The 20724-nt window shown below is 53.3% G+C and carries 26 protein-coding genes, 1 pseudogene and 1 riboswitch; of the genes and pseudogenes, 16 read left to right on the forward strand and 11 right to left on the reverse strand.

Going from position 1 to position 20724, the window contains the following annotated elements:
* Positions 1-61 precede the first annotated feature (61 nt).
* The 3 genes from JNE38_RS04230 to JNE38_RS04240 all read left to right on the forward strand — a co-directional run bounded on the left by JNE38_RS04230 (position 62) and on the right by JNE38_RS04240 (position 1861).
* Positions 62-415, forward strand: a complete 354-nt coding sequence (locus JNE38_RS04230; RefSeq protein WP_203355392.1) for a DMT family transporter — start codon at positions 62-64, stop codon at positions 413-415.
* Positions 412-726, forward strand: a complete 315-nt coding sequence (locus tag JNE38_RS04235) for a DMT family transporter (protein WP_203355393.1) — start codon at positions 412-414, stop codon at positions 724-726. The genes JNE38_RS04230 and JNE38_RS04235 overlap by 4 nt, the downstream gene beginning before the upstream one ends.
* A gap of 157 nt (positions 727-883) precedes the next feature.
* On the forward strand, positions 884-1861 hold the full coding sequence (locus tag JNE38_RS04240; RefSeq protein ID WP_203355394.1) for a cation diffusion facilitator family transporter: 978 nt from the start codon (positions 884-886) through the stop codon (positions 1859-1861).
* Between the two features lie 66 nt (positions 1862-1927).
* Here JNE38_RS04240 and JNE38_RS04245 read toward each other — a convergent pair whose 3' ends face one another.
* The 4 genes from JNE38_RS04245 to JNE38_RS04260 all read right to left on the reverse strand — a co-directional run bounded on the left by JNE38_RS04245 (position 1928) and on the right by JNE38_RS04260 (position 5461).
* A complete protein-coding gene (locus JNE38_RS04245; protein ID WP_203355395.1) occupies positions 1928-3268 on the reverse strand; it encodes a hemolysin family protein in 1341 nt (446 codons plus the stop codon).
* Positions 3269-3495: 227 nt separating this feature from the next.
* Positions 3496-4611 carry a site-2 protease family protein gene (locus tag JNE38_RS04250; RefSeq protein WP_203355396.1) on the reverse strand — a complete coding sequence of 372 codons (1116 nt, stop codon included), beginning with the start codon at positions 4609-4611 and terminating at the stop codon, positions 3496-3498.
* A 93-nt stretch (positions 4612-4704) separates the two neighbouring features.
* Positions 4705-5004 (reverse strand): iron-sulfur cluster biosynthesis family protein, encoded by a 300-nt coding sequence (locus JNE38_RS04255; protein ID WP_203355397.1) that lies wholly within the window; start codon positions 5002-5004, stop codon positions 4705-4707.
* A 103-nt stretch (positions 5005-5107) separates the two neighbouring features.
* The gene (locus JNE38_RS04260; RefSeq protein WP_203355398.1) at positions 5108-5461 is read right to left on the reverse strand and encodes a DUF3905 domain-containing protein; all 354 of its coding nucleotides are present in this window, start codon (positions 5459-5461) and stop codon (positions 5108-5110) included.
* 123 nt (positions 5462-5584) lie between these two features.
* Between JNE38_RS04260 and JNE38_RS04265 the strand changes: the two genes are divergently transcribed.
* Positions 5585-6421 carry a glycosyltransferase family 2 protein gene (locus JNE38_RS04265; RefSeq protein ID WP_203355399.1) on the forward strand — a complete coding sequence of 279 codons (837 nt, stop codon included), beginning with the start codon at positions 5585-5587 and terminating at the stop codon, positions 6419-6421.
* A gap of 29 nt (positions 6422-6450) precedes the next feature.
* Here JNE38_RS04265 and sspK read toward each other — a convergent pair whose 3' ends face one another.
* Positions 6451-6582: a small acid-soluble spore protein K gene (gene sspK / locus JNE38_RS04270; RefSeq protein WP_003391014.1), complete on the reverse strand. Its 132-nt coding sequence runs from the start codon at positions 6580-6582 to the stop codon at positions 6451-6453.
* 102 nt (positions 6583-6684) lie between these two features.
* Here sspK and JNE38_RS04275 point away from each other — a divergent pair, with 102 nt between their 5' ends.
* The 3 genes from JNE38_RS04275 to JNE38_RS04285 are packed head-to-tail and all read left to right on the forward strand — an operon-like array spanning position 6685 to position 7336.
* Positions 6685-6960 (forward strand): YqkE family protein, encoded by a 276-nt coding sequence (locus JNE38_RS04275; RefSeq protein WP_203355400.1) that lies wholly within the window; start codon positions 6685-6687, stop codon positions 6958-6960.
* Positions 6960-7109 carry a hypothetical protein gene (locus JNE38_RS04280; RefSeq protein ID WP_203355401.1) on the forward strand — a complete coding sequence of 50 codons (150 nt, stop codon included), beginning with the start codon at positions 6960-6962 and terminating at the stop codon, positions 7107-7109. The genes JNE38_RS04275 and JNE38_RS04280 overlap by 1 nt, the downstream gene beginning before the upstream one ends.
* A gap of 50 nt (positions 7110-7159) precedes the next feature.
* Positions 7160-7336, forward strand: a complete 177-nt coding sequence (locus JNE38_RS04285; protein ID WP_203355402.1) for a hypothetical protein — start codon at positions 7160-7162, stop codon at positions 7334-7336.
* Between the two features lie 51 nt (positions 7337-7387).
* Here JNE38_RS04285 and JNE38_RS04290 read toward each other — a convergent pair whose 3' ends face one another.
* Genes JNE38_RS04290 through JNE38_RS04300 form a run of 3 tightly spaced genes read right to left on the reverse strand, consistent with a single transcriptional unit; the run spans position 7388 to position 10603 of the window.
* Complete coding sequence (locus JNE38_RS04290; protein ID WP_203355403.1) at positions 7388-8578, reverse strand: ABC transporter permease; 1191 nt, start codon at positions 8576-8578, stop codon at positions 7388-7390.
* Complete coding sequence (locus JNE38_RS04295; RefSeq protein ID WP_203355404.1) at positions 8575-9294, reverse strand: ABC transporter ATP-binding protein; 720 nt, start codon at positions 9292-9294, stop codon at positions 8575-8577. The genes JNE38_RS04290 and JNE38_RS04295 overlap by 4 nt, the downstream gene beginning before the upstream one ends.
* A gap of 31 nt (positions 9295-9325) precedes the next feature.
* The gene (locus JNE38_RS04300) at positions 9326-10603 is read right to left on the reverse strand and encodes an efflux RND transporter periplasmic adaptor subunit (RefSeq protein ID WP_203355405.1); all 1278 of its coding nucleotides are present in this window, start codon (positions 10601-10603) and stop codon (positions 9326-9328) included.
* A 197-nt stretch (positions 10604-10800) separates the two neighbouring features.
* On the opposite strand from JNE38_RS04300, the pseudogene JNE38_RS04305 reads away from it, so the two are divergent.
* The 9 genes and pseudogenes from JNE38_RS04305 to JNE38_RS04340 all read left to right on the forward strand — a co-directional run.
* A pseudogene (locus JNE38_RS04305) lies at positions 10801-12150 on the forward strand (glucose-6-phosphate isomerase); the annotation flags it as partial.
* Positions 12151-12165: 15 nt separating this feature from the next.
* Positions 12166-12390 (forward strand): excisionase family DNA-binding protein, encoded by a 225-nt coding sequence (locus JNE38_RS31050; RefSeq protein WP_343071686.1) that lies wholly within the window; start codon positions 12166-12168, stop codon positions 12388-12390.
* Positions 12391-12464: 74 nt separating this feature from the next.
* Positions 12465-12577, forward strand: a riboswitch (TPP riboswitch).
* A gap of 132 nt (positions 12578-12709) precedes the next feature.
* The gene (gene thiO, locus JNE38_RS04310) at positions 12710-13813 is read left to right on the forward strand and encodes a glycine oxidase ThiO (RefSeq protein ID WP_203355407.1); all 1104 of its coding nucleotides are present in this window, start codon (positions 12710-12712) and stop codon (positions 13811-13813) included.
* 115 nt (positions 13814-13928) lie between these two features.
* Entirely contained in the window at positions 13929-14915 is a 987-nt protein-coding gene (locus JNE38_RS04315) for a hypothetical protein (protein WP_203355408.1), read from the forward strand.
* Between the two features lie 188 nt (positions 14916-15103).
* Positions 15104-15502, forward strand: coding sequence for a YugN family protein (locus JNE38_RS04320; protein ID WP_203355409.1), 399 nt, complete (start codon positions 15104-15106; stop codon positions 15500-15502).
* A 153-nt stretch (positions 15503-15655) separates the two neighbouring features.
* A complete protein-coding gene (locus JNE38_RS04325; protein WP_203355410.1) occupies positions 15656-16108 on the forward strand; it encodes an NUDIX domain-containing protein in 453 nt (150 codons plus the stop codon).
* 100 nt (positions 16109-16208) lie between these two features.
* Positions 16209-17000, forward strand: a complete 792-nt coding sequence (locus JNE38_RS04330) for an NAD kinase (protein ID WP_203355411.1) — start codon at positions 16209-16211, stop codon at positions 16998-17000.
* Between the two features lie 26 nt (positions 17001-17026).
* On the forward strand, positions 17027-17746 hold the full coding sequence (locus JNE38_RS04335; protein WP_203355412.1) for an MOSC domain-containing protein: 720 nt from the start codon (positions 17027-17029) through the stop codon (positions 17744-17746).
* Positions 17747-17815: 69 nt separating this feature from the next.
* Positions 17816-18292 carry a YbaK/EbsC family protein gene (locus tag JNE38_RS04340; RefSeq protein WP_203355413.1) on the forward strand — a complete coding sequence of 159 codons (477 nt, stop codon included), beginning with the start codon at positions 17816-17818 and terminating at the stop codon, positions 18290-18292.
* A gap of 21 nt (positions 18293-18313) precedes the next feature.
* Here the strand turns inward: JNE38_RS04340 and JNE38_RS04345 are convergent, their stop codons facing one another.
* From JNE38_RS04345 to JNE38_RS04355, 3 genes are all read right to left on the reverse strand, one after another.
* Positions 18314-19327: a GNAT family N-acetyltransferase gene (locus JNE38_RS04345; protein WP_203355414.1), complete on the reverse strand. Its 1014-nt coding sequence runs from the start codon at positions 19325-19327 to the stop codon at positions 18314-18316.
* Positions 19328-19437: 110 nt separating this feature from the next.
* Complete coding sequence (locus tag JNE38_RS04350) at positions 19438-19944, reverse strand: GNAT family N-acetyltransferase (protein WP_203355415.1); 507 nt, start codon at positions 19942-19944, stop codon at positions 19438-19440.
* Positions 19945-19981: 37 nt separating this feature from the next.
* Complete coding sequence (locus JNE38_RS04355) at positions 19982-20716, reverse strand: exonuclease domain-containing protein (protein WP_203355416.1); 735 nt, start codon at positions 20714-20716, stop codon at positions 19982-19984.
* Positions 20717-20724: the final 8 nt, after the last annotated feature.

Below are 20724 nucleotides of genomic sequence, written 5' to 3' on the forward strand. Positions count from 1 at the left end.
CGATTCGATGATCCAAACGAGTAGGGGAATGATACGGGTAAAGAGAGGAGAGCATGTCGCTATGGGAAAAAATTGGCTTCTTGTCGTCATCGCTGGTATGTTTGAGGTGGGTTGGGTAGCCGGGCTCAAGCATGCAGACAGCATCTTGACGTGGGCCTTTACCGTTATCGCTCTGGTGGTCAGCTTTGCTGTCCTGATCTATTCTGGGAAGAAATTGCCGACCAGTACGGTCTATGCCGTGTTCGTGGGATTGGGGACGGCTGGTACGGTCATCAGTGAGATGGTCTTTTTCGGCGAGCCGTTCAGCTGGGCAAAGATCGGGCTGATTGCACTCCTGCTGATCGGCATTATCGGCTTGAAACTGGTGACGCATGATCACGAAGATCATCCAAGAAAGGAAGGGGAAGCAGCATGACATGGGTAGCCTTGATTTTGGCAGGGTGTTTTGAGGTGGTAGGAGTCATGGGGATTACCATGGTCAACCAAAAACCATCGCTTCGCTCCTATCTGGTGCTCATCGGTGGCTTTGCACTGAGCTTTATCCTGTTGACCTTTGCGATGAAAGAAATCGCGATGGGAACGGCCTATGCCGTATGGACTGGGATCGGGACCGTAGGCAGTGCCCTGGTGGGGATGCTGGTGTACGGGGAGCCCAGGGACAAGGTGCGCATCACCTGCATTGCCCTTGTCATCGTGTCGGTAGCCGGACTGAAATTGATCGCATAAGAATAGGAACATCGAGGAGACAGTCGTTTTTTGCACTGTCTCTTTTTCAATTATTTTCCTTTTGTGTAAAAAGCACCATCCGCAACCGCACAGGGAATAGTATAATGAAACGTGCATAATCAGAACTTGATCTGTCATGAGGAGGATACATAAAAGGATGGGCTCTCTTTGGGCAACGTTAAAAAAGGGTAACATGTCTTCGGCTACCGCAGCCTTGGGCAATACGGGGCTCGCGATCGTCAAAGGATTGGCAGCAGCTTACAGCGGCAGTGGGGCCATGTTTGCCTCAGCGATGCACTCCGTTGCAGATGCTGTCAATCAAGGCTTTGTTTTCGTGGGCAGTGTTTTGGCCGAGAAAAAGCCGACACCGCGGTTTCCCACCGGTTTTGGCCGCGTCATCAATCTCTTTTGCATGATCGCAGTCATCGTCGTCACCGTGATGGCATATGAGACGATCATGGAAGGGATACACCTCATCAAGGAGCCGGCTCACGCGAGTCATTTCTGGATCAACTTTTGGATTTTGTTTCTGGCGATCGTCGTCGACGGCTATGTCTTAATCAAAGCGATGAAGGAGATTGTCCATGAGACGCGGGTCGACGCCAAAGGATGGGCGATCGTTCCGGCTGCTTTCCGCAATGTCGGACGTGCGGCACCTCCGACACGCCTGGTGTTTTACGAGGATATTGTAGCGACGTCGGGAGCACTGCTGGCTTTGATTGCGGTTGTTGTGACCCAATTTTCCACCTTTGCCCTGCTGGATGGAATCGCTACGATGCTGATCGGCGTGCTGATGATCGGTGTAGCGTTCAAGGTAGGCTACGATAACATGGTCGGCCTGATCGGTGTGGCAGCCCCCAAAGAAATCGAGGATCGCGTCGCCAAGATCATTTTCGCCGATCCGGATGTGACCGATATCAATCGTCTGCGGATTGTTCAGGAAGGCCGTTTTTACCATGTCGAGTGCTACGTGGAGCTGCGGCCAGGGATGACGCTTGCTGTGGCTGACGATATCAAGTACCGGATACGCGACAGTGTGCTGACAGACCCGGACATAAGCGACGTGACGATGGGAATTCTCGAAGACAACGGCATTCGCGATTGGGAGCCGACCCAAGCAATCGAGGGAACCTGATAAAAAGCGCCCCACTCCGAAGCCATGGCGGCTGGAATGGGGCGCTGCTGTTTATTCAGATAGGGATCAGGAAACGGTCTGCAGCTCTTCGGCAGCCACTTCTTCTGCCTGTGGCAGCTCCGTGATCAAGACGCGCGTCACGCGGTGATTGTCCATCTGTTTGACGGTGAACAAGTGATTCTCCCACTCGACAGAAGCTCCGACGGCGATTTCTTCTTCCAACTGGCTGTACAACCAGCCGCCAATCGTGTCCACATCCTCGGATTCGAGCTCGAACGGGATATGGTCATTCAGGTCGGCGAGGGTGAGCATGCCGGAGACAGAGAGGCCGTTCTCGGCTTTTTCGATCTCAGGTCGTTCTTCGTCAAATTCGTCCTGAATATCGCCGACGATTTCCTCCAGGATGTCTTCCATCGTCACCAGACCGGCAGTACCGCCATACTCGTCGATGACGATTGCCAGCTGCGAACGCTTTTTCTGCATGAGGCGCAATACCGTACTGATCTCCATGGTTTCCGGAACAGTCAGTACCGGACGGAGCAGCTCAGCCAATTCGACTCGGCCGTCTTGCAGGGCGGACAGGTAGAAATCGGTAGCGTGGACAAAACCGATGATATTGTCTTTGTCCTCATCCGCTACAGGGAAGCGAGTGTGCTTTTGAGTGCGGATGATCTCCAGATTCTCTTCAAACGTGTTCGAGGTATATAAGCAAACCATGTCGATGCGCGGGATCATTGTCTCCCGTGCCAAGGTTTCGGAGAAGTCAAAAACGTGTTCCACCAGCGACAGCTCGGTTTGGTCGATATGGCCGCTTTGATGGCTTTGGTTTACGAGAATGCGAATTTCTTCTTCCGTATGCGCGGCTTCATGTTCGGACACGGGTTCCATACCCAGTCGCTTCATGAGCGCGTTGGCCGTCCCGTTCAAGAACCAGATAGCCGGATAAAGCAATTTGTAGAAGAACATTAATGGCGCAGCAACCCACAGCGAAGTCGCTTCCGCTTTCTGAATCGCCATTGACTTTGGTGCCAGCTCACCCAGTACGATGTGCAAGAACGTGATGATCGCAAATGCTACACCGAACGAGATGGCAGAGATCGCGTAATCAGGAAGTCCTGTCGAGCCAAGCAAAGGTTCCACAATCATGTGAGCGATGGCCGGTTCCCCGACCCAACCGAGACCCAGTGAGGCAAGCGTAATACCTACCTGGCAGGCGGACAAGTATCCGTCCAGCTTTTGGGTAACCTTTTGGGCGTAGGTAGCTCGTTTGTTTCCTTCATTGACTAACTGCGTCAGGCGCGTTTGCCGCACCTTAACGAGAGCAAACTCTGCGGCTACGAAAAAGCCGTTCAGAAAGACTAGAAAAATGACAAGCAGTAGGTTGAGCACTATCGGAACGCTATCCAAGCAAATAGTCATCCTCTCTGGAATTTTGTGAAAGTACACTTTCTATTTTACAAATTAATCGATGACCCGACAAAGCCGATAAACCTCCGTACTGGGCGCTGGGGACCTGTTGACTCACAAGAGCGACGGTCAGATAACCGTATCGCACGTTTTTGCGCTCAGAGAAGGTCATAGATAGTCAAACGTCCGGTTGCAATAACCGGACGTTTTTGTACATGTATGCGACTTTAGCGCCCCAGCAAATGCTGACCGTATACGAAGAATCCGGACAGGACGGCTGCGAGAGCGAGATAGGCAATCAAGACTTTCCATTTGGTAGAAGCAGGAGCGGTGTAGTACGTGGTCAGCCGGTGCATCTGTTCGTCGACCTCCCCCAGTCGCTGAACAGCTTTGTGTTCGGCTTCCTGCAAGGCAGCGGAAGGAGCTGGTTGGAAGGGGTCTCCGTCAATAAACATGACGGGCTCGCGCTCCCATTGCTTGAACAGCTCCCATTTTCGGTACAGATATACCTTATCTAACCGCAGCTGATCGCGCTTGAAACGTTTTTCATCCTGCAAAAAAGGAATAAGGAAGCCTTTTGGCGGTTCTTTCTTTTCCAGGAAGTCGATTTCCTGGCCGAGCTCCACGCGTTTGTTCCAGGACGATTCGAGGTGCGGCCATTGCTCAATTTCATTCAGGAAGCCATTCAGGTGCTCCCTTTCGTAATGGAGGACTTGATGCAGGTAGCCTTCACGCAATCGGCTCCACCAGGTAATCAGCCCGATGATGAAGATGAAGACCATCAACGGTCCGGGATTCGCAAACAGCATCACGCCCAGGCCGACCAGTCCGATGAACCAGATCTTGGTGGAGAGGACGGAGACAATGCGTCCGCCATCCAGAGGCGATATCGGCATGAGATTAAACAGGTTGAGCAAGGCGCCGAGATAAATCACCAGGGCCCAGTACGGATCGTGTGTCCACCAATAGAGGGGCAGAGCAGGCAAAAAGGCAATCATTCCGGCAAGCGGACCGCCATAGGCGAGATACGCCTCTGTGCTGGCATCACGGGGAGTATCCTTCATGGAGATAAACGCGCCAGCAAACGGAATAAAGACCGCTGGGGACGTGGCGATCCCTTTTCGTTTGGCAGCGATCACATGCCCCATTTCATGAACAAAAATGAGATAGACCAGTGCAACAGCAAATTTCCATCCGTAAAAAACAGCATAAGCCCACAAGCTGATGATCATGGACAGCAGGGTTGTGCCGAATTTGGAAAACTTCAGAATTCCAAGCAGCCATTTTAAATTGGTCAATAAAAAGGCACCGATGGCCAAGAGGACCGAACGGCTTTTTTTCATCAGTGTGTTCCTCCCATACGTCATCGCAGTCACTGATGTATACGATTATCTCGCGGAATAGTTTCTTTGGTGAGTTCGCGTCGAGGTCAGAAGCTAGTCTTCCAAGCGAGGATTGGAAAAGGAAAAGCCGTATTCGCCATACGAGGGGTTATAGCTGAGCTTGCCTCCGTCGAAGTACCAAAAATCGGTCGAGCGGATGACAAATCGCAATCCCTCCACTTCAAAAACGGCATCGTCCTGCATGACTTCATCTTTTTCAATGGCATAAAACATGCCCCCAGTTCCAGGGCCACTCGTTCGAACGTACAGACGCAAAACGTCACCTGGCTGAAATTCGGCGTAGCGCCTATAGGCGAGAGCGAATGCCGGCTCGATAGTAAGTGTGATACTCATGGGTATGCTCCTCTCATCTCGTTATCGCCCATTGTATCACAAACGAATAACCCATCCGGCAATGGGACTGCACGGGATGGGTTATTTCCATAGGAAGGACAGGTCAGTCTTTGCCCTTGCTCACGTCGAGTGTCGGGTGCATGAAACGGGCTCTGTTTGGCGGCTTGTCCTCCAGCAGCTCTCTATTTTCAATCGTGTTCCAGCCAATATCGTTGGTAGGATGTACCCACTGATCCCCAGCCATGATGTTGGGATCCGTTTCGGTGCTCCAGTTGTTGAGGGGAGACTCCTGCGAATCGTACAAACTGTCCCCGATCACGACGCCAAATTCGTTGACGAACGGCTTTTGGATCGAGCGGCTCGAGTTTTTGAAATCAGGGGCGCTGATTTGATGCGGCAGCGTACCGTCGATGGCGATATTTTCGGTTTCTTTGGATTCCCGCTTGTCTTTGTCCATCAGTAGGACCTCCTTTGGGGGAAGGCTTCTTTCAATAAGATGCATCAAGGGCAATCCCCTTATACCTGAGAGCCCAGCCCAAATGCGGTTCTTCGGCATACGTTATAAAAAGGGGGAGATCCGATGCTCACCAGTGTCGTCATTCCAATCAGAGACGCAGCTGATCAGCTCCTGTACACCTTGTTTAGCCTGAATCTGCAATTCACGGCATTTGAAGAATTCGAAGTGATTGTGCTCGACAATGCTTCCTGCGACGGGGTAGCGGAGCGAGTCGAGCGCTTTGACGCCCACTATCCGGTGCGAGTCATCCGATTTCGCAGAAGAATGCCGTACTACCACTTGATCAATGCCGGGATCGCCCGTGCTAGCGGAGATCTGGTCATCCTGCTGTCCTGCAACATGATGGTTCCACGCGAGTTTATCGGTGTACATCGGCATGCCCATGAGCTCTCGGATAAGCTGGTGCTGCTTGGGCTTGGGACCACACGCATTTATTCCGTCTACGAACCCGATTTCAGCCCGATCCAGCAGCAGGAGTGCAGGGAGTGGCTGGAACTGTATCCACATATCAAACGGCCTCATACGATGCATAGCACGGTACCTCTGCTGGAGGAGAGCCAGATTGTCAGTGGACAGCTCTTTCACATCGGGTTGCCGTGCCCGGAGGCTGAGAAACGCCAAGCGATCCGACAAAAATATGGTCCGCGGCTGGAGCAGCACCGATCGCCATGGACGTTATTTCAGACACAGCATGTCTCCGTTCTTCGCGAAAATCTTTTGCGTGCAGGAGGCTGCAAGGAGTTGCCAAAGCTCGAGATGGAACGGGATCTCGCCAAGCGGCTGCTTCGCAAAGGGTGTCAGTTCCAATTTGCCGACAAGCTAACTTTGATCAAGCAGGAACGAGCGATCAGGAAGGTAAGGGCACAGAGCGTGTCCAAGAAAAACCGCCGAGCCCAGTAGGAACGGCGGTTTGGTCTGTTTCACCAGGATCAACGGTTTTCTTTTAACCTCTCTTGTGGTTCACTATTAATGGAGCCGTCCGAACGAACAGCTTCCGATTGGGCTTTTGGCCCGCGAATTTCAGCGGTTTTGCCAAAGTCCTTCGCTTTGTTGCGTACCATTGTCATGACCTCCTCTTTCATGTCGGAATAACAGATAGTATGACCAGACCCATGGCATTGAATGAGGGCATTATAAGGATAGAAGAAGGGAAGGGGAAGAAGATGGCAAAAAAACAGCAAAAAAGACCGCAGCGTCCATCTCAGGAAGCGGCAGCAGTCAAAGAGGAAAAAAATGGATTGAACCTGAAAGAAATGCTGAGTGAAGCTGCGCTTGGCAAATTGAAGCAGCTGGAAAAAGATATGAAAGCCGAAACCGAGCGACAAGCACAGGAAGCGGCCGAAAAAAAGCGCCGCGAGCAGGAAGAGCGCGAAAAGAACAAGAGCTTTGGCGAGCTGCTGGATGAGTACGAGAAAAAAGGCAAAGGCAAGTACAGCTGATGCGTCAGGAGCGCCGAAACGACCGACCGGATACTTCCAAAAACGGCATGATGAAAAAGCGCGAGCTCACCGTATCGGACGAGTCGATCAAACAAAGAGGACGAGCTGTCCTGAACCGTCTGGGAAAAAAGGATGTGCCGAAAGAGTGATTTTTTTCCCCGCCCTCCCATATAGCTAGGAGAGGGAAGGGAGGGAGATCATGGGGACAATCCTGCTCCTGATCAGTCTCCTCTGTGTGGCCGTGGGCACCTGGAAGCTGATCGGCATTTACAAGACGGGTAACATGGATAGCAAACCGCTTTGGTGGACGGTGGCAGTCGCGGGGATTGCGCTGTTTTTTCTTTTGAAGCTGATGACGGATACATTCCCGACATAAACAAGCACCTGCAGCGCTTTCTCAGCAGGTGCTTGTTTTTGTTGGATCTGTTTACTCGTAACGCAATGCTTCAATCGGATCGAGCTTGGCAGCTTTATTCGCCGGATAGAGGCCGAAGAAGATGCCGATCGCGCTGGAAAAGGCGAAGGCGATGATGACGCTGTTCCAGGACAGGAGAGGCGGCAAATTCGCAAAGTGGGAAATCAGGGCGGCGATCCCCAGGCCGAACAGGACGCCGATCAGTCCCCCGATGAGACAGACGATGACGGATTCGATCAAGAACTGGATGAGGATATCCTGCCTTCGCGCCCCCAATGCCTTGCGAATCCCTATCTCCCGGGTCCGCTCGGTGACAGAGACAAGCATGATGTTCATGACACCCACTCCGCCGACCACGAGCGAGATTCCGGCAATGACGCTGAAGATCATCGTCAGTGTGCCTGTCAGCTGGTTGAACTGATCCATGGACTCCTGCATGCTGTTTGCCCGGTAGTGATCCTGCTTCTGGTGCTTGCGTGCCAGATACTGTGTCGTCTGCTGCATGGCAGGCTGGATGGACGCTTTGTCCTTGGCTTTCCCCATGAACATTTGCACGGACGGCTCTTCCATCAGGCTCAAATGATAGCGAATGGGTACAAAGGCACCAAAGGATTGCTGGCCCATGTCAAATTTGAATTTTTCTTCCGTATACGTGCCGATGACGACGAGAGAGTGGTTCCCCCAGCGCACACGCTGACCGATCGGATTCATTTGCCCGAACAGCTTTTGGCCCAGTGCTTCCTCGAGGATGATGACGGCGCGCTGTTCTTTGTCGTCTGTAGCATTGAAAAAGCGTCCCTTGGCTACCTTCATCGTTGTTTGCATGGCAAAGTAATCAGGCGTAGTAGCCGTCAGATTGACCCGTTCTTCCTTTTTGGGACCCTTCATCTCAATGGTGCTGGAGTTGTACGGGACGATATAGTCGATGGCAGGGCTGATTTTGCCAAGCACCTCGGCATCTTCTACCGTCAGGTCATCAGGGGAGTATTCCTCCTTGCTCTCCCAGCTCGTATAGACGTTGAAGGTGAATTGGCCAAACTTCTCCATTTCTTGATTAATGGCCCTCTGGCCGCCTTCCCCGAGAGTGGTGACGGCAATCACGGAGGTAATCCCGATGATAATGCCGAGCATGGTCAGGCCGGATCGCATCTTGTTGGCCCAAATGCCTTCGATCGCGGTGTAAAAGCTCTCCAGTAGATTCATGTCACAATCACCTCGTCTGACGGCGTGGCAAACAACCGATCCGTTACCTTCTCGTCCCGGATGATGACACCGTCTTTAAAGGTCACGATCCGCTGGGCGTGCTGCGCGATGTCCAGCTCGTGCGTGACCAGGATGATCGTGACCCCTTGCTCATGCAGCTCCTGAAACATCGCCATGATCTCTGTACCGGAGCGGCTGTCGAGGTTCCCGGTCGGTTCGTCTGCCAGCAAGATAGCCGGACGATTAACGAGAGCGCGCGCGATCGCGACCCGCTGCTTTTGTCCCCCCGAGAGCTGAGTGGGCTTGTGGTGAATGCGCTCCGCCAGTCCGACCCGTTTCAGTGCCTCCATCGCACGGTTGCGCCGCTCAGAACGGCTGATGTTCGCGTACATCATCGGAAGCTCTACGTTGTGCAGAGAGGTGGAGCGAGCCAATAAATTGAAGGATTGAAAGACGAAGCCGATCTTCTGATTGCGCACGTGCGCCAATTGCTTGTCCTTGAGACTGCTGATTTCGATTCCATCGAGTGCATACGTCCCGCTATCCGGGCGATCCAGACAGCCGAGCATGTTCATGAACGTCGATTTTCCCGAACCGGATGGTCCCATGATGGCGACGAACTCCCCTTTTTCCACCAGCAAGGAGACGCCTTTTAAGATGGGCAGCGTCGAATCCCCCGTCATGTATGATTTCGTCAAGCCTTCTACGAGTAGCATAATCGGCTGACCTCCTTTCCTCGCAAAGTGGTTACAAGCCCATCGAAGCGGAGCCTGACAACGGCATGACAGGGGTTCCTTCTGCCATTCCTTCGACCGGGCTCAGGATGATTTGCTCGTCGCCGTTCAGACCGCTGCGAATATGGGAAAAGAGTTCGTTTTCCATGCCGGTTTCGACTTTCTGCTTTTTGGCCAGGCCATTTGCAGCCACCCAAACAAAGGTGCTGCCATCCGTGTCCTGCTGGATAGATTCGATCGGGACCTGCAGTGCGTTATCGATTTTCTCTACGGTGATGTTGATGTCTACGTGAAAGCCCGGCTTCAGGGCAGCGATATCAGTCGAGGTAGGCTCCAGTGTCACTTTGACACGTGTTTTTTCTCCCTGACCGGAGCCGCTTTGCGTCGTCGTCGCGATCGGTGCGATGCGGGAGACCTTCGCGCCCAGCTTATGCTTGCCCAGGGTGGTTCCTTCGATGACCGCGCTCTGTCCGAGCCCCAGCTTGCTTACATCCGATTCATTAATATCCGCTTCGATCAACAAATGGTCCAAATTGGCGAGCGTGAGGATTTCCGTTCCCTTATTGACGTATTGGCCGTTGTCTGCAGCCCGTGCGATCACCGTGCCGTCTGTTGGAGCCACAACGACGCTTTGGATGCGTTCTTTATCGAGCTGTCCCTTTTCCACCAGCAGCTTGTTGATTTGCGCCTGCTGGGAAGCGATCTCTTCCTTGCGAGGTCCCTTTTGCCGAAGCGCAAGCTGTTGTTTGGCGACATTCAAGGTCGAGAGGGACGAATCTACTGCCGATTTGGCTTTGTCCAATTCCTGCTCCGTGGCGGCACCCGAGACGTGCAGTTGGCTGATCCGGTCGTACTCTCGTTTGTTCATATCGTACTCCCGTTCGGCTTGCGACAGGCGTTCTCGCTCCTGCGCCACTTCTTCCGGTTCGTTTCCTGCCTGGACTTTGGCGAGGTTGGCCCTAGCCAGCTCCAGCTGCGCTTCCAGATCCAGAATCCTGCTTTCGACATCGGAGGTATCTATTTTTCCGATGATCTGTCCCTTTTTGACCTTGTCGCCTTCCTTGACGGAAAATTCGTGCAAGGTACCCGTGACGTTTGCGAACAGCTTTTGCTTGTCCTCTACAGCGACGACCCCCGACGTCAGGATTTTGCTTTCCAATGCTGATTTGGTCGCGGATCCGATGGTCACTGGCAAACCCATTGCCTGTTTGGAGCCCATCAGGTTCATCAGGGCGACTCCCGCGACCAAAACCACAGCGGCGGAACCGATGATCCACCAACGTTTTTTCATAGTCATTCTCCTTGGGTGTTTTTTCAATTTCTGGTTATTTCGTTTCCCGAAGGTTTTACGGAATCGCAGGCGAAAGGTAACGGACATGCCGAAACGTTCACATTCCAGTCACATTTTGTTATGTTTTGGCGGAATGTACTTTCTGCCGATTTTGCGTGATAAGATAGGAAATAGATGACGTTCCTGGGAGGGGAGCCATGAACCAAGCGATTCGTTTTGACTATTCCAACGCTCTTGCTTTTGTCAGACCACATGAATGGGAGCTGCTCGCTCCAGCGATTGGACAAGCGCATGAGATGCTGCACAAAAAGACAGGACCAGGCAGAGATTTTCTAGGGTGGGTAGATTTACCCGAACAGTACGACCGCATCGAATTCAACCGGATTCGGCAAGCGGCAGCACGCATTCAGTCTGATTCAGATGTGCTTTTGGTGATAGGAATCGGTGGTTCTTACTTGGGGGCCAAGGCGGTGCTGGATATTTTGGGACACAGCTTTTACAATCTGCTGCCCAAGTCCAAGCGGCGCGCCCCGGAAATATATTTTGTCGGAAACAACATCAGTCCCGTCTACATTTCCCACTTGATGGACGTCCTGGAAGACAAGCAAGTCTCGATCAACGTCATTTCCAAATCAGGCACGACGACAGAGCCTGCAATCGCTTTTCGCCTGCTGCGCGACTGGCTGGTCGGGAAGTACGGACGGGACGAAGCGAAAAAGCGGATCTACATCACCACGGATAAGGCAAAGGGTGCCTTGAAAAAGCTGGCCGACGAAGAAGGGTATGAGAGCTTTGTGATCCCGGACGACGTCGGAGGCAGGTATTCCGTGCTGACGGCTGTGGGCTTGCTCCCCATCGCTGTGAGTGGAGCCGACCTGGATGCGCTCATGCAAGGAGCTGCGGATGCGAGGGCGCAGTACATGGTGAACGATCTGCTGGAAAATCCATGCTATCAGTATGCGGCGATACGCAACGCCCTGTATCGAAAAGGGAAGACGGTGGAGCTGTTGGTCAGCTACGAGCCGCAATTCCGCTATTTCTCCGAGTGGTGGAAACAGCTTTTCGGAGAGTCCGAGGGCAAGGACGGGAAGGGGATTTTTCCTGCTTCTGCGGAATTCTCAACGGACCTTCATTCGATGGGCCAGTACATACAGGATGGCATGCGGCAATTGTTTGAAACAGTCATTTCCGTAACGACGCCATCTGTCGATGTAACCGTGCAGGAAGATCCCGCGGATGCCGATGGACTTAACTTCCTGACGGGCAAACAGATGGGGTATGTCAATAAAAAGGCTTTCGAAGGTACAGTATTGGCACACGTGGATGGAGGCGTGCCCAACCTTTTGGTGGAAATACCGAAAGCGACGGCGTACTATCTGGGCGCTCTGATCTACTTTTTTGAAAAAGCGTGCGGGATCAGTGGCTATTTACTGGGCGTCAATCCGTTCGACCAACCCGGGGTGGAGGCTTACAAGGCCAACATGTTTGCTTTGCTAGGCAAGCCGGGCTACGAACGGCAGAAAGCGGAACTGGAGGCTAGATTGAAAGAGAACAAGACGTATTTGACCGTATCCGAAACGGCGGAATATCTGGAGCTGCCGGAGGCGTTCATTCAGGAAAAAATCAAGGAAGGCCGGATTCGGACGGTTCATGACGGGAATGAATATTTGATCAACAAAGAACAGTTCAGGCATCATCTGGAGGAGCTGCGCCGCTTGCGGGAGTGGGAGGAAGCATCTCGCCACGAGCCGATTCCGGAAAGCTATGATGTCAAGGACGAGGATTAACGGACTTTCAGACCGATTTTTACTTGTCAGATCAGTAGATAGAAGTCTATACTGGTCAGTGAAAATGACATAACGAAAGCAACTTGGGGAGTCCTTCACGCGGGGCTGAGAGGATGGCAGCGACGACCATCGACCCATTGCACCTGATCCGGATCATGCCGGCGCAGGGATGTGGTTGCGAGCGAACAACGCTATTGTATTTTTTGTATTGCGTATGAGCCCACCTTTTCCTGCGAGGAAAATCGGTGGGCTTTTTCACTTTCGGGATGTTTAGGTTCACATTCGGCGATAGGGCAGCAAGAGAGAAGGGGAGAGGAATATGAGTGATTGTCTGGTAGTGGGCGGAGGAATTATTGGGCTGAGCGTCGCGTATGAGCTGTCGAAACGGGGGCTGTCGGTCACGCTGGTCGAGCAGGGAGAGTGGGGCGGTCAGGCTTCTTCAGCTGCAGCTGGCATGCTGGCCCCATTAAAAGAATTTGCATCCATGGGCCCGATGCTCGATCTCGGGATGGAGTCTTTGCGGCTGTATCCGCAGTGGGCGCAGGAGCTGGAGGAGCGGGCAGCAGGAGATGTGCAGCTGAGTTTGGAGGGGCTCGTCACCGTTGCTTTGAATGATGCGGAGAGTGAACAGCTAAAGGCCAAGTTTCACTGGCAAAAGGAAGCGGGTCATGATGTCCGCTGGCTGGATGGCAAAGAGCTGCGAGAAGTCGAACCGCTTTTGAGCGAGCAAGTCGTGGCGGGGATCCACTCTCCAGGGGAAGGCCACATCAACAACCGCCTTTTGTTGCGTTCGCTGGTGACTGCCTGCCGGATCCAGGGCGTGCAGCTTTTATCGGGATGCGTCGTCAGTGGGATCGCGGTAAAAGCCGGTCGTGTCATCGGGGTAGAGACGACCTCTGGACCTATTCGGGCAGAGCATACCATCATCGCCTCTGGAGCTTGGGCGGGAATCATGATGCAGATGCTCGACCTTGCCATTCCGGTCAGACCCGTACGAGGACAGATTGCGGCTGTCTCTTCTGTAGGAATTCCTCTGCGAACCGTGATCTTTGGCACATCCGGCTACATCACGCCGAAAAAGGACGGAAAGATCGTCATCGGGGCGACGGAGGATGAGAGCGGCTTCCAACGAGAAGTGACACTGGCAGGGCTCGCGAGTGTTCTAAATGGCGTCATGCCTTATGTGCCAGCCTTGCATGCAGCGGCGTTCCTGGAGGCGTGGGGAGGCTTGCGTCCAGCTACTGCTGACGGAAAACCGCTGCTCGGCCCTGTACCTGGCTGGGAAGGACTCTCGCTCGCCGGGGGCCATTTCCGCAATGGCATTTTGCTCTCCCCTATCACCGCCAAGCGAATGGCCGATTACGTCGAGAGCGGACGAGTGGATCGATTGGAAGCTTTCTTGCCCAGTCGCTTCCTCCCTTGATCCTTCCTTCAGCCCGGCATTCATAAAATGGGCTGGTCTGCATTCGAAAACGGAACACCTCCCCATGGGCACTTGTATATGGTAATAAAGAAACACCAGAAGGGGAGGAGTTTCCATGCAGTCTGAGGACGACAAAAACCTTTATCAGATTGACTTTCAGACAGTCAGCATGATAAAGGATATACGCCATAATGTGCACAACATCGTCAAAGAACACTTGGAGCAAAAAGTGCGCATTGAAGCGATCGACGGACAAATATTTGAAGGCGTGATCGTAGATTTTGACGACCAGAACGTCTATGTCGAAGTGGATGATCCAGACTACGATCCAGACGCAGACTTCATAGATGACGATCAGGTAGAGGAAGTCGCCGGCCGAGAAAGCTACCCGGAGCAGTATCCGTATATGGATGTAGGCATGACGTTCCCGGGCACTCCCTACCAAGGATTCGGTGGATTCGGCAGCAGCAGCAATCCTTACGGCGGCATGGGACCGTTCGGGGGGATGGGGTCTTTTGGGCCGATGGGACCCTATGGACAGATGGGCCCCTATGGACAGATGGGTCCCTATGGACAGATGGGCCCCTACGGACAGATGGGACCCTATGGGCCGATGAGCCCGTTCGGCAGCAGCAGTAATCCATATGGACAGGTCAGTCCTTACGGCAGCAGCAGCTACCCAGGCTATCCCTATGGGAATGAAAATGCGCCCTTTAGTCAAGTCAGTCCATACCATGCAGAGAATGCGCCATTTGGCCAAGTCAGTCCATACCATGCAGAGAATGCCCCATTTGGCCAGGTCAGTCCATACCATTCGGATAAAGGTCAAGTCAGCCCGTACACCGATCATAACTATCCATATGGTCCGGTGAGCCCTTACAGTCAGGTGAGTCCGTTTGGCGGTCCAAATCCCTTTCTCTCTCCGTATGGGCCATTCCCGCAGCCGATGCCATGCTTCCCCGTGGTACCTCCACCACCTCCACCGCCCCCGCCACGGGCAGCCGTCGTAGTTACACCGAAAAGAAGAAGACGCGCGTGTGGAAACGGACGCAAGATCATTCCGCTTGCGCTGTTCACGCTGCTTACCATCGCCCTGCTCTAAAAACTCAAGCGACCTAACAAGTCTCTGCCCATCGATTTGGGTTCAGGGACTTGTTGATTTTTCGGCAATAAACATATCCAACATCTTCAGCACCCGGTGTCATTTCGTTTCGGCTGCTTGATTGGGTGAGTACAACCGCGTGCTTTGTCACACACTACAATCAGAATCTGGAAAGGCAGGGATGGGTGATGAGACCGATTCAAAGCAGCTTGCCGGGAACCAAGGGGACATTTGGCTATTTTCGCGAAACACTCCAGCCAAACTTTACTCTGTCCAATTGGGACTATGAGCAAGGTTATTTTGACCGAGCGTTGGATGATCAAAATATGGTCTATCTGCGCTTGCCGATCAAAGTTCTGCAGGGCGAGCTCGACAGTGCAGATGCGTGGATTGAGCTGGGGAATCCCTTTGTGCTCAAGCATGTCTATCAAACGGGCGTGGAGCAGGATATTGGCTATTACGAGCCGATAGCTTCTTCGGCCATGAACCAGTTTCAGGAGCCGCTGGACAAGGATGCAGACGTGGACTCCCGATGGGTCCGTAAGGCAGAGGCTATCGTCAAAGAGCTGGAAAATCGCCTGGCGTAAAGGGCGGGCCTTATGATAGGCCCGTCTTTCTCTTTTTACCTGGCAGGGATGCAGGATGGCCATCTGACTCTGGCGCGGGATCGTGCATCCGTGCTTATATTATCAATCAGAGAGACTTTCATACAAAAAAAGAAACACAGGAGACGAGAAAACATGGCATGGTACCATTCCTTGCAGAGATGGTATTGGAAAATTCGCAAGCCAATCACCCTCGGAGTCAGGGTGATCGTGACGGATGAGCAAAAGGGCGTCCTGTTAATTCGCCACACCTACGTGAATGGATGGTATCTGCCAGGCGGAGGGGTGGAGAAGGGCGAGTCGTTCTTTGACGCGGCACGCCGGGAGGTGCAGGAGGAATGCGGGCTTCTGGGTGGACAAATCCGGTTGTGCCATCTCTTTTACAGTGAACGGGAAGGCAAGCGTGACCATATCGCACTCTTTCATGTCACGGATGGACGCATGGACGAGAAGTGGTCGCGAAATGATGGGGAAGTGGCGGAAAAGATGTTTTTTCAGTGGGATCAGCTCCCTGAGGACCTGTCTCCGGCCACGCACCGACGGCTGGAAGAGTTTAGGGAACGCACCTTTCTGGATGATCGATGGTAGAAAAAGGGAGTTTCCATGCAACTGGCAATTTCCTGTGGTATAGTGAGAAAAAAGAAAAGCGGTTTTGGAGCTGCAAGGAGTAAAGTGAGGGCAGATCGGCATGAAGATTGCGACTGTACTGCGAAATGACGATTATACGAGGGAAGTGGAACAAGCTTTGAAAGATAAGCTGGCTTCCACCCCATGCGAATTTGTGGAAGGCCCGGATGACCATCCCGACATGGTGCTCTCGATTGGCGGTGACGGGACACTGCTGGAAGCTGTTCATCAATATGGTGTCGAGCCTTCCTACGTCGGCGTTCATACCGGCCATTTGGGATTTTATGCAGACTGGAGACCAGAGGAGCTCGATGAATTCGTACAGCGGTTGCAGCAAGACCGGCCGGCCATCGTGGAATACCCGATCGTGGATTGCCGTATCACGATGCGGGATGGTGCGGTCCATCGCAAGTGGGCATTGAATGAGCTCGTTCTGCGAAATGCATCGTTATCTACACTGGTGACATGCGTCTACATAAACGGGGACGAACTGGAGACGTTTCGCGGAGATGGATTGATCGTCTCCTCCCCATCTGGCAGCACGGCATACAACAAGGCGGTAGATGGAGCCATCGTGCACCCGTCGATCGAAGCGATACAGCTATCCGAAATCGCCTCCATCAACAATCAGGCGTATCGGACCATCAACAGCTCACTGGTTTTGCCAAAGCATCATGAGGTCGAGCTCATCGTCATGAACCCGGAGATTATGATCGGGCTGGATCGTGAGCAGGACATCTGGAGGGATGTTCGCTCCATCTCCTGCAGGGTCGGGCAGGAAAAGGTGAAATTCGCCCGGTACAAGCGACTTACCTTTTGGAGCCGCGTACGCAATTCGTTCATCAAAGGATAAAGAAAGCGAAAAGGGGAGAGGTACCCGTGAAGCAAGTGGGGAGACTGCAAAGCATTTTCCGGCATCCGGTCAAGGCGATGCGTGGGGAGCAGCTGACGCATTGTCAGGTGGATGCCTTCGGACTGTACGGAGACCGCGGCTATTATTTTCTGGATGAATCCCGCAATGGAAAATACCTCAGCGCCGACGTGGTACCGGCTCTACTCGGTTACGCTGCGACTTTTACGGAGCAGTCAGCAGACGAGCAATATCCGGAGATACGCGTCGTGGCAAAAGACGGGAGCGTACATACGTGGGGCGATTCGCTGTTTGATCACGTGGCTCAGACAGCCAAGCGGCCCATTTTGCCAAAGAGAAGTACCCCGCTGGAAGGCGGCAAGAACTGGGAGGACCATATTCTGCTGGTGACCGATGCATCTTTGCGGGAGATCGCTCGCTTGATCGGGGAAGAGCAGCTGGATCCGAGAAGATTCCGGGGAAATCTGGTCGTGGTGCTGGAGGAGGATGAGCCGTTCGCAGAGGATCGTTGGATGGGCAAGCAGATCCGCATAGGCGATGTCGTCTTGCAAGTGAACCGCCATTGCGAGCGCTGCATGTACGTGAACATTGATCCGGATACGCTGGAGATGAATCCGGCGGTGTTGAAGGCTTGTGTGAAGAGACACGACAATCACTTTGGCGTGTATGCTTCGGTCATCACCCCTGGTGAAGTGGCAGAAGGGGACGCCGTGTTCGTATCGGAGTAAGGAAGCGGGTTGTCCTATAATGGGGCAACCCGTTATTTTAGTGGATCAAATAGATGTGGAGGATCTCCAATGAATACGAGTCCGTTAGAGAGAGTCGAGCGTTTTGTACAGGAATTCGATCCCGCCATCGTGCCGCTGCTTTATCCAGAGCCGATGAAAACCTCGGAGGCAGCAGCGACGGCATTGGGGGTAGAAATCGGCCAAATAGCCAAATCCATCTTGTTTCGTTCGGGCGATGAGTACGCCATGTTTGTAGCTGCTGGCGATGTGCGTATCCACGCCAAGCAGGTCAAGGCAGCCTTCCATGGGGCAAAGGCGAAAATGGCTACGCCAGAGGAGGTAGAGGCTGTAACCGGATTTCAGGTGGGAGCGGTATGCCCGTTTGCACTGCTTCGGGAAGTGCCGATCTATGTGGATTCATCCCTGCAGCGCTTTCCCCTCGTGTATACTGCGGCTGGGCTAGCAGAATCACTGCTGCCAGTTTCCTATGAACAGCTGCTGCAAATGACGAACGGTCGAGTGATAGACGCGGCCTCTGACCAGTAAAGAAGCCTGAGCGGGGCTGCCTTAAGAGCGAGTGTCTCTTGTTGCGTGTAAATGTTTGACGACACGATAATGCCCTTTGCCCGGCACGTAGCCGAGTTTTCGGTTGACGGCCTGCATTGGGCTGTTTTTCGCTTCTGTCTCGGTGGATAAGGTATGGGCTCCCCGCTTTTTGGCGGATTGTATGGAGAGCAGCTTGAGTGCTGTGGCGATGCCCTGTCCCCGATAGTTCTGATCGACGCCTGTATAATCGGTGTATTTGATACCGGGCTGATCCGTGTGAAAGACCGTTGTTACGCCTACAAATCGCTCACCGTCTGCTGCGATAAACACGAGCTCGGGATCGAAGGCATGGGAGGGAAAGGCTTCACGCCGCCACTCGTCCAAGTCAGGCAGTTCACCGACATGGCCAGGATTGTCTCGCAGGGTCTGAGCGTACAAGCGGTACAGCTTTTCCTCGGCTTGCTCCCGGGCGGCAGCGATGTCTCCGAGTGTGCAAAACGTAATGCCGCGCTGTTTCAGAGAGGAGAGCGCAGCTTCCCCTGCCGATTCATCAAACGCATTCACGTCCAAATGCAGCTCAAAGATATGCGCATCCAACGCAAAGCCTTGTTTGAGCGCAAAATCCAGCGAGTGGGGGACCCAGTCCTTGAGCTCGGACATGACGGTATCTGCCTGCTTTTGCTTCGCCCATGCGAGGAGGTGAGTGAGAAGGGCAGTACCGACTCCCTGTCCCCGATGTGCGGGGGCGACATAAAACAAGGTCGCAAGGCACCCGGGAGGAGTCCAGGGAGCTCTCCAGATTTGGGCGTAGCCGATACTCTCACCAGTGTCGGCAGATTCGGCTACGATGCGCTCTCTGCCAAAGCCGCCTAGCTGCTGGTTCTCATCCAGAAAGAGGCGTGACTGGGCGGGGATTTGCTTGTCCTTTGCAGCTAGGTCTTCTGGCGAAGAAGATCCGGGTTGGAGCTGGTTGTAAAAGGCTGAGAGAGCGACGTAGTCGTTTGGTTCCTGAAACGGTCGCAATTGAAAGGGCATGGAGACACTCCTTGTTGGGTGGATGAGTGATTTTTCCATATTGTAGCAAAAGAAAAAAGAGATTGAATACAAAAAATCCGTCCAGCAGCCTTGCGGACGGATTTTGCTTGTTACGAAATGTGCTCTTCCCCGACCATCCATTCATAGTAATGGACGTCATGCCATTCCCCGAATTTGTAACCGACCTCCCGCAGCTTCCCGACGAGGGTGAACCCAAACTTCTCGTGGAGTCGGACACTCGCTTCGTTTCCTCCTGTGATCCCGCTGATTACGACGTGAAACCCCAGCTCTCGCGTGCGCTTCTGGATGTCTCGCATCAGGGCAGAGCCAACACTCTTCCCGCGCTGATTCTCTGCGATGTAGATGGATAGCTCTGCGGTGTTTCCGTACGCTGGTTTTTCACGAAAAGCAGAAAGACAGCAGTAGCCGATGACTTCATCACCGTCTTCTGCGACGATCAGTGGATAGCGGCCTCCGTGCTTGTGAAACCAGACTTCCCGTTGCTCCAGAGTCTGCTCTTCCAGATCAAAGGTGGCGACAAGCGTGTTCACTGCGTGATTGTAAATGGCCAGCATGGCCGGCAAATCGCTTATTTGTGCGTCTCGGATGCTTACCATACCATTATTCCCTCGTTCTCCAGTTGATTTCCTTGCTCTACCTCAGGGCTTCATAAACCTGACGCAAGTCTTTGTAGCCGGCTTCTTGCGCCTTGAGAAGGTACATTCCCCACAAGGTGCCCGCGGCAACGGCATCGCAATAGGCATGATGGCGGCGAGAAATCGGGATGTCATGCTGGGCGCATAGCGCGTCCAACGAACCGTTACCGATTGGATTGCTCAGCAGCCGGATCAATAGCATCGTATCGAGCATGCGATGCGTCAGGGGACGGCGACTGGTCTTCCACAGCCCTGCCCGAAAAAACTCGCGTTCATGGCGAGAGTGGTGAGCCACCAGCGGACGATCGCCCACAAAACGGAAGAACCGTGACATGGCCGGCAATAGGTCAGGGGCAGTGGCGACCATCTCGTTGGATATTCCCGTGAGCGAGCTGACATGGGGCGGGATGGAGCGGCTGGGATTGACCAGCGTATAAAAGGAATCTCCCAATAACAGCTTATCACCTTTCATCGCCACTGCCCCAATCGAGATGATGGCATCGCCATGGTCTGGGTAAAAGCCAGTCGTCTCGATATCCACGACGACCACCTCGAGGTCTTCCAGCGGCATGTCCGCTCCGGAATCAGCCTGCCGCCTTTCTTTATTCAATGAACGAAGATAGGCGGCGTGATGCTTGTCACCTTCGTTGTGTCCGAAATTCCATTCACCTTGGGCTCCTGCGATCTCGCGGTTCATATGCCACAATCGTCCAAATAAATCCCATTTTGCCAAAGATGTTC

The sequence above is a fragment of the Brevibacillus choshinensis genome (assembly GCF_016811915.1).
Classification (GTDB): Bacteria; Bacillota; Bacilli; order Brevibacillales; family Brevibacillaceae; genus Brevibacillus; species Brevibacillus choshinensis_A.

Coding starts and splice junctions, on each gene's coding strand:
- JNE38_RS04285 (WP_203355402.1), top strand. CDS start 7,160: ATGGGGACAATCCTGCTCCTGATCAGTCTCCTCTGTGTGGCCGTGGGC.
- sspK (WP_003391014.1), bottom strand. CDS start 6,582: ATGGTACGCAACAAAGCGAAGGACTTTGGCAAAACCGCTGAAATTCGC.
- thiO (WP_203355407.1), top strand. CDS start 12,710: ATGAGTGATTGTCTGGTAGTGGGCGGAGGAATTATTGGGCTGAGCGTC.
- JNE38_RS04300 (WP_203355405.1), bottom strand. CDS start 10,603: ATGAAAAAACGTTGGTGGATCATCGGTTCCGCCGCTGTGGTTTTGGTC.
- JNE38_RS04295 (WP_203355404.1), bottom strand. CDS start 9,294: ATGCTACTCGTAGAAGGCTTGACGAAATCATACATGACGGGGGATTCG.
- JNE38_RS04330 (WP_203355411.1), top strand. CDS start 16,209: ATGAAGATTGCGACTGTACTGCGAAATGACGATTATACGAGGGAAGTG.
- JNE38_RS04340 (WP_203355413.1), top strand. CDS start 17,816: ATGAATACGAGTCCGTTAGAGAGAGTCGAGCGTTTTGTACAGGAATTC.
- JNE38_RS04345 (WP_203355414.1), bottom strand. CDS start 19,327: ATGCCCTTTCAATTGCGACCGTTTCAGGAACCAAACGACTACGTCGCT.
- JNE38_RS04255 (WP_203355397.1), bottom strand. CDS start 5,004: ATGAGTATCACACTTACTATCGAGCCGGCATTCGCTCTCGCCTATAGG.
- JNE38_RS04240 (WP_203355394.1), top strand. CDS start 884: ATGGGCTCTCTTTGGGCAACGTTAAAAAAGGGTAACATGTCTTCGGCT.
- JNE38_RS04325 (WP_203355410.1), top strand. CDS start 15,656: ATGGCATGGTACCATTCCTTGCAGAGATGGTATTGGAAAATTCGCAAG.
- JNE38_RS04250 (WP_203355396.1), bottom strand. CDS start 4,611: ATGAAAAAAAGCCGTTCGGTCCTCTTGGCCATCGGTGCCTTTTTATTG.
- JNE38_RS04280 (WP_203355401.1), top strand. CDS start 6,960: ATGCGTCAGGAGCGCCGAAACGACCGACCGGATACTTCCAAAAACGGC.
- JNE38_RS04350 (WP_203355415.1), bottom strand. CDS start 19,944: ATGGTAAGCATCCGAGACGCACAAATAAGCGATTTGCCGGCCATGCTG.
- JNE38_RS04235 (WP_203355393.1), top strand. CDS start 412: ATGACATGGGTAGCCTTGATTTTGGCAGGGTGTTTTGAGGTGGTAGGA.
- JNE38_RS04290 (WP_203355403.1), bottom strand. CDS start 8,578: ATGAATCTACTGGAGAGCTTTTACACCGCGATCGAAGGCATTTGGGCC.
- JNE38_RS04265 (WP_203355399.1), top strand. CDS start 5,585: ATGCTCACCAGTGTCGTCATTCCAATCAGAGACGCAGCTGATCAGCTC.
- JNE38_RS04260 (WP_203355398.1), bottom strand. CDS start 5,461: ATGGACAAAGACAAGCGGGAATCCAAAGAAACCGAAAATATCGCCATC.
- JNE38_RS04320 (WP_203355409.1), top strand. CDS start 15,104: ATGAGACCGATTCAAAGCAGCTTGCCGGGAACCAAGGGGACATTTGGC.
- JNE38_RS04315 (WP_203355408.1), top strand. CDS start 13,929: ATGCAGTCTGAGGACGACAAAAACCTTTATCAGATTGACTTTCAGACA.
- JNE38_RS04230 (WP_203355392.1), top strand. CDS start 62: ATGGGAAAAAATTGGCTTCTTGTCGTCATCGCTGGTATGTTTGAGGTG.
- JNE38_RS04275 (WP_203355400.1), top strand. CDS start 6,685: ATGGCAAAAAAACAGCAAAAAAGACCGCAGCGTCCATCTCAGGAAGCG.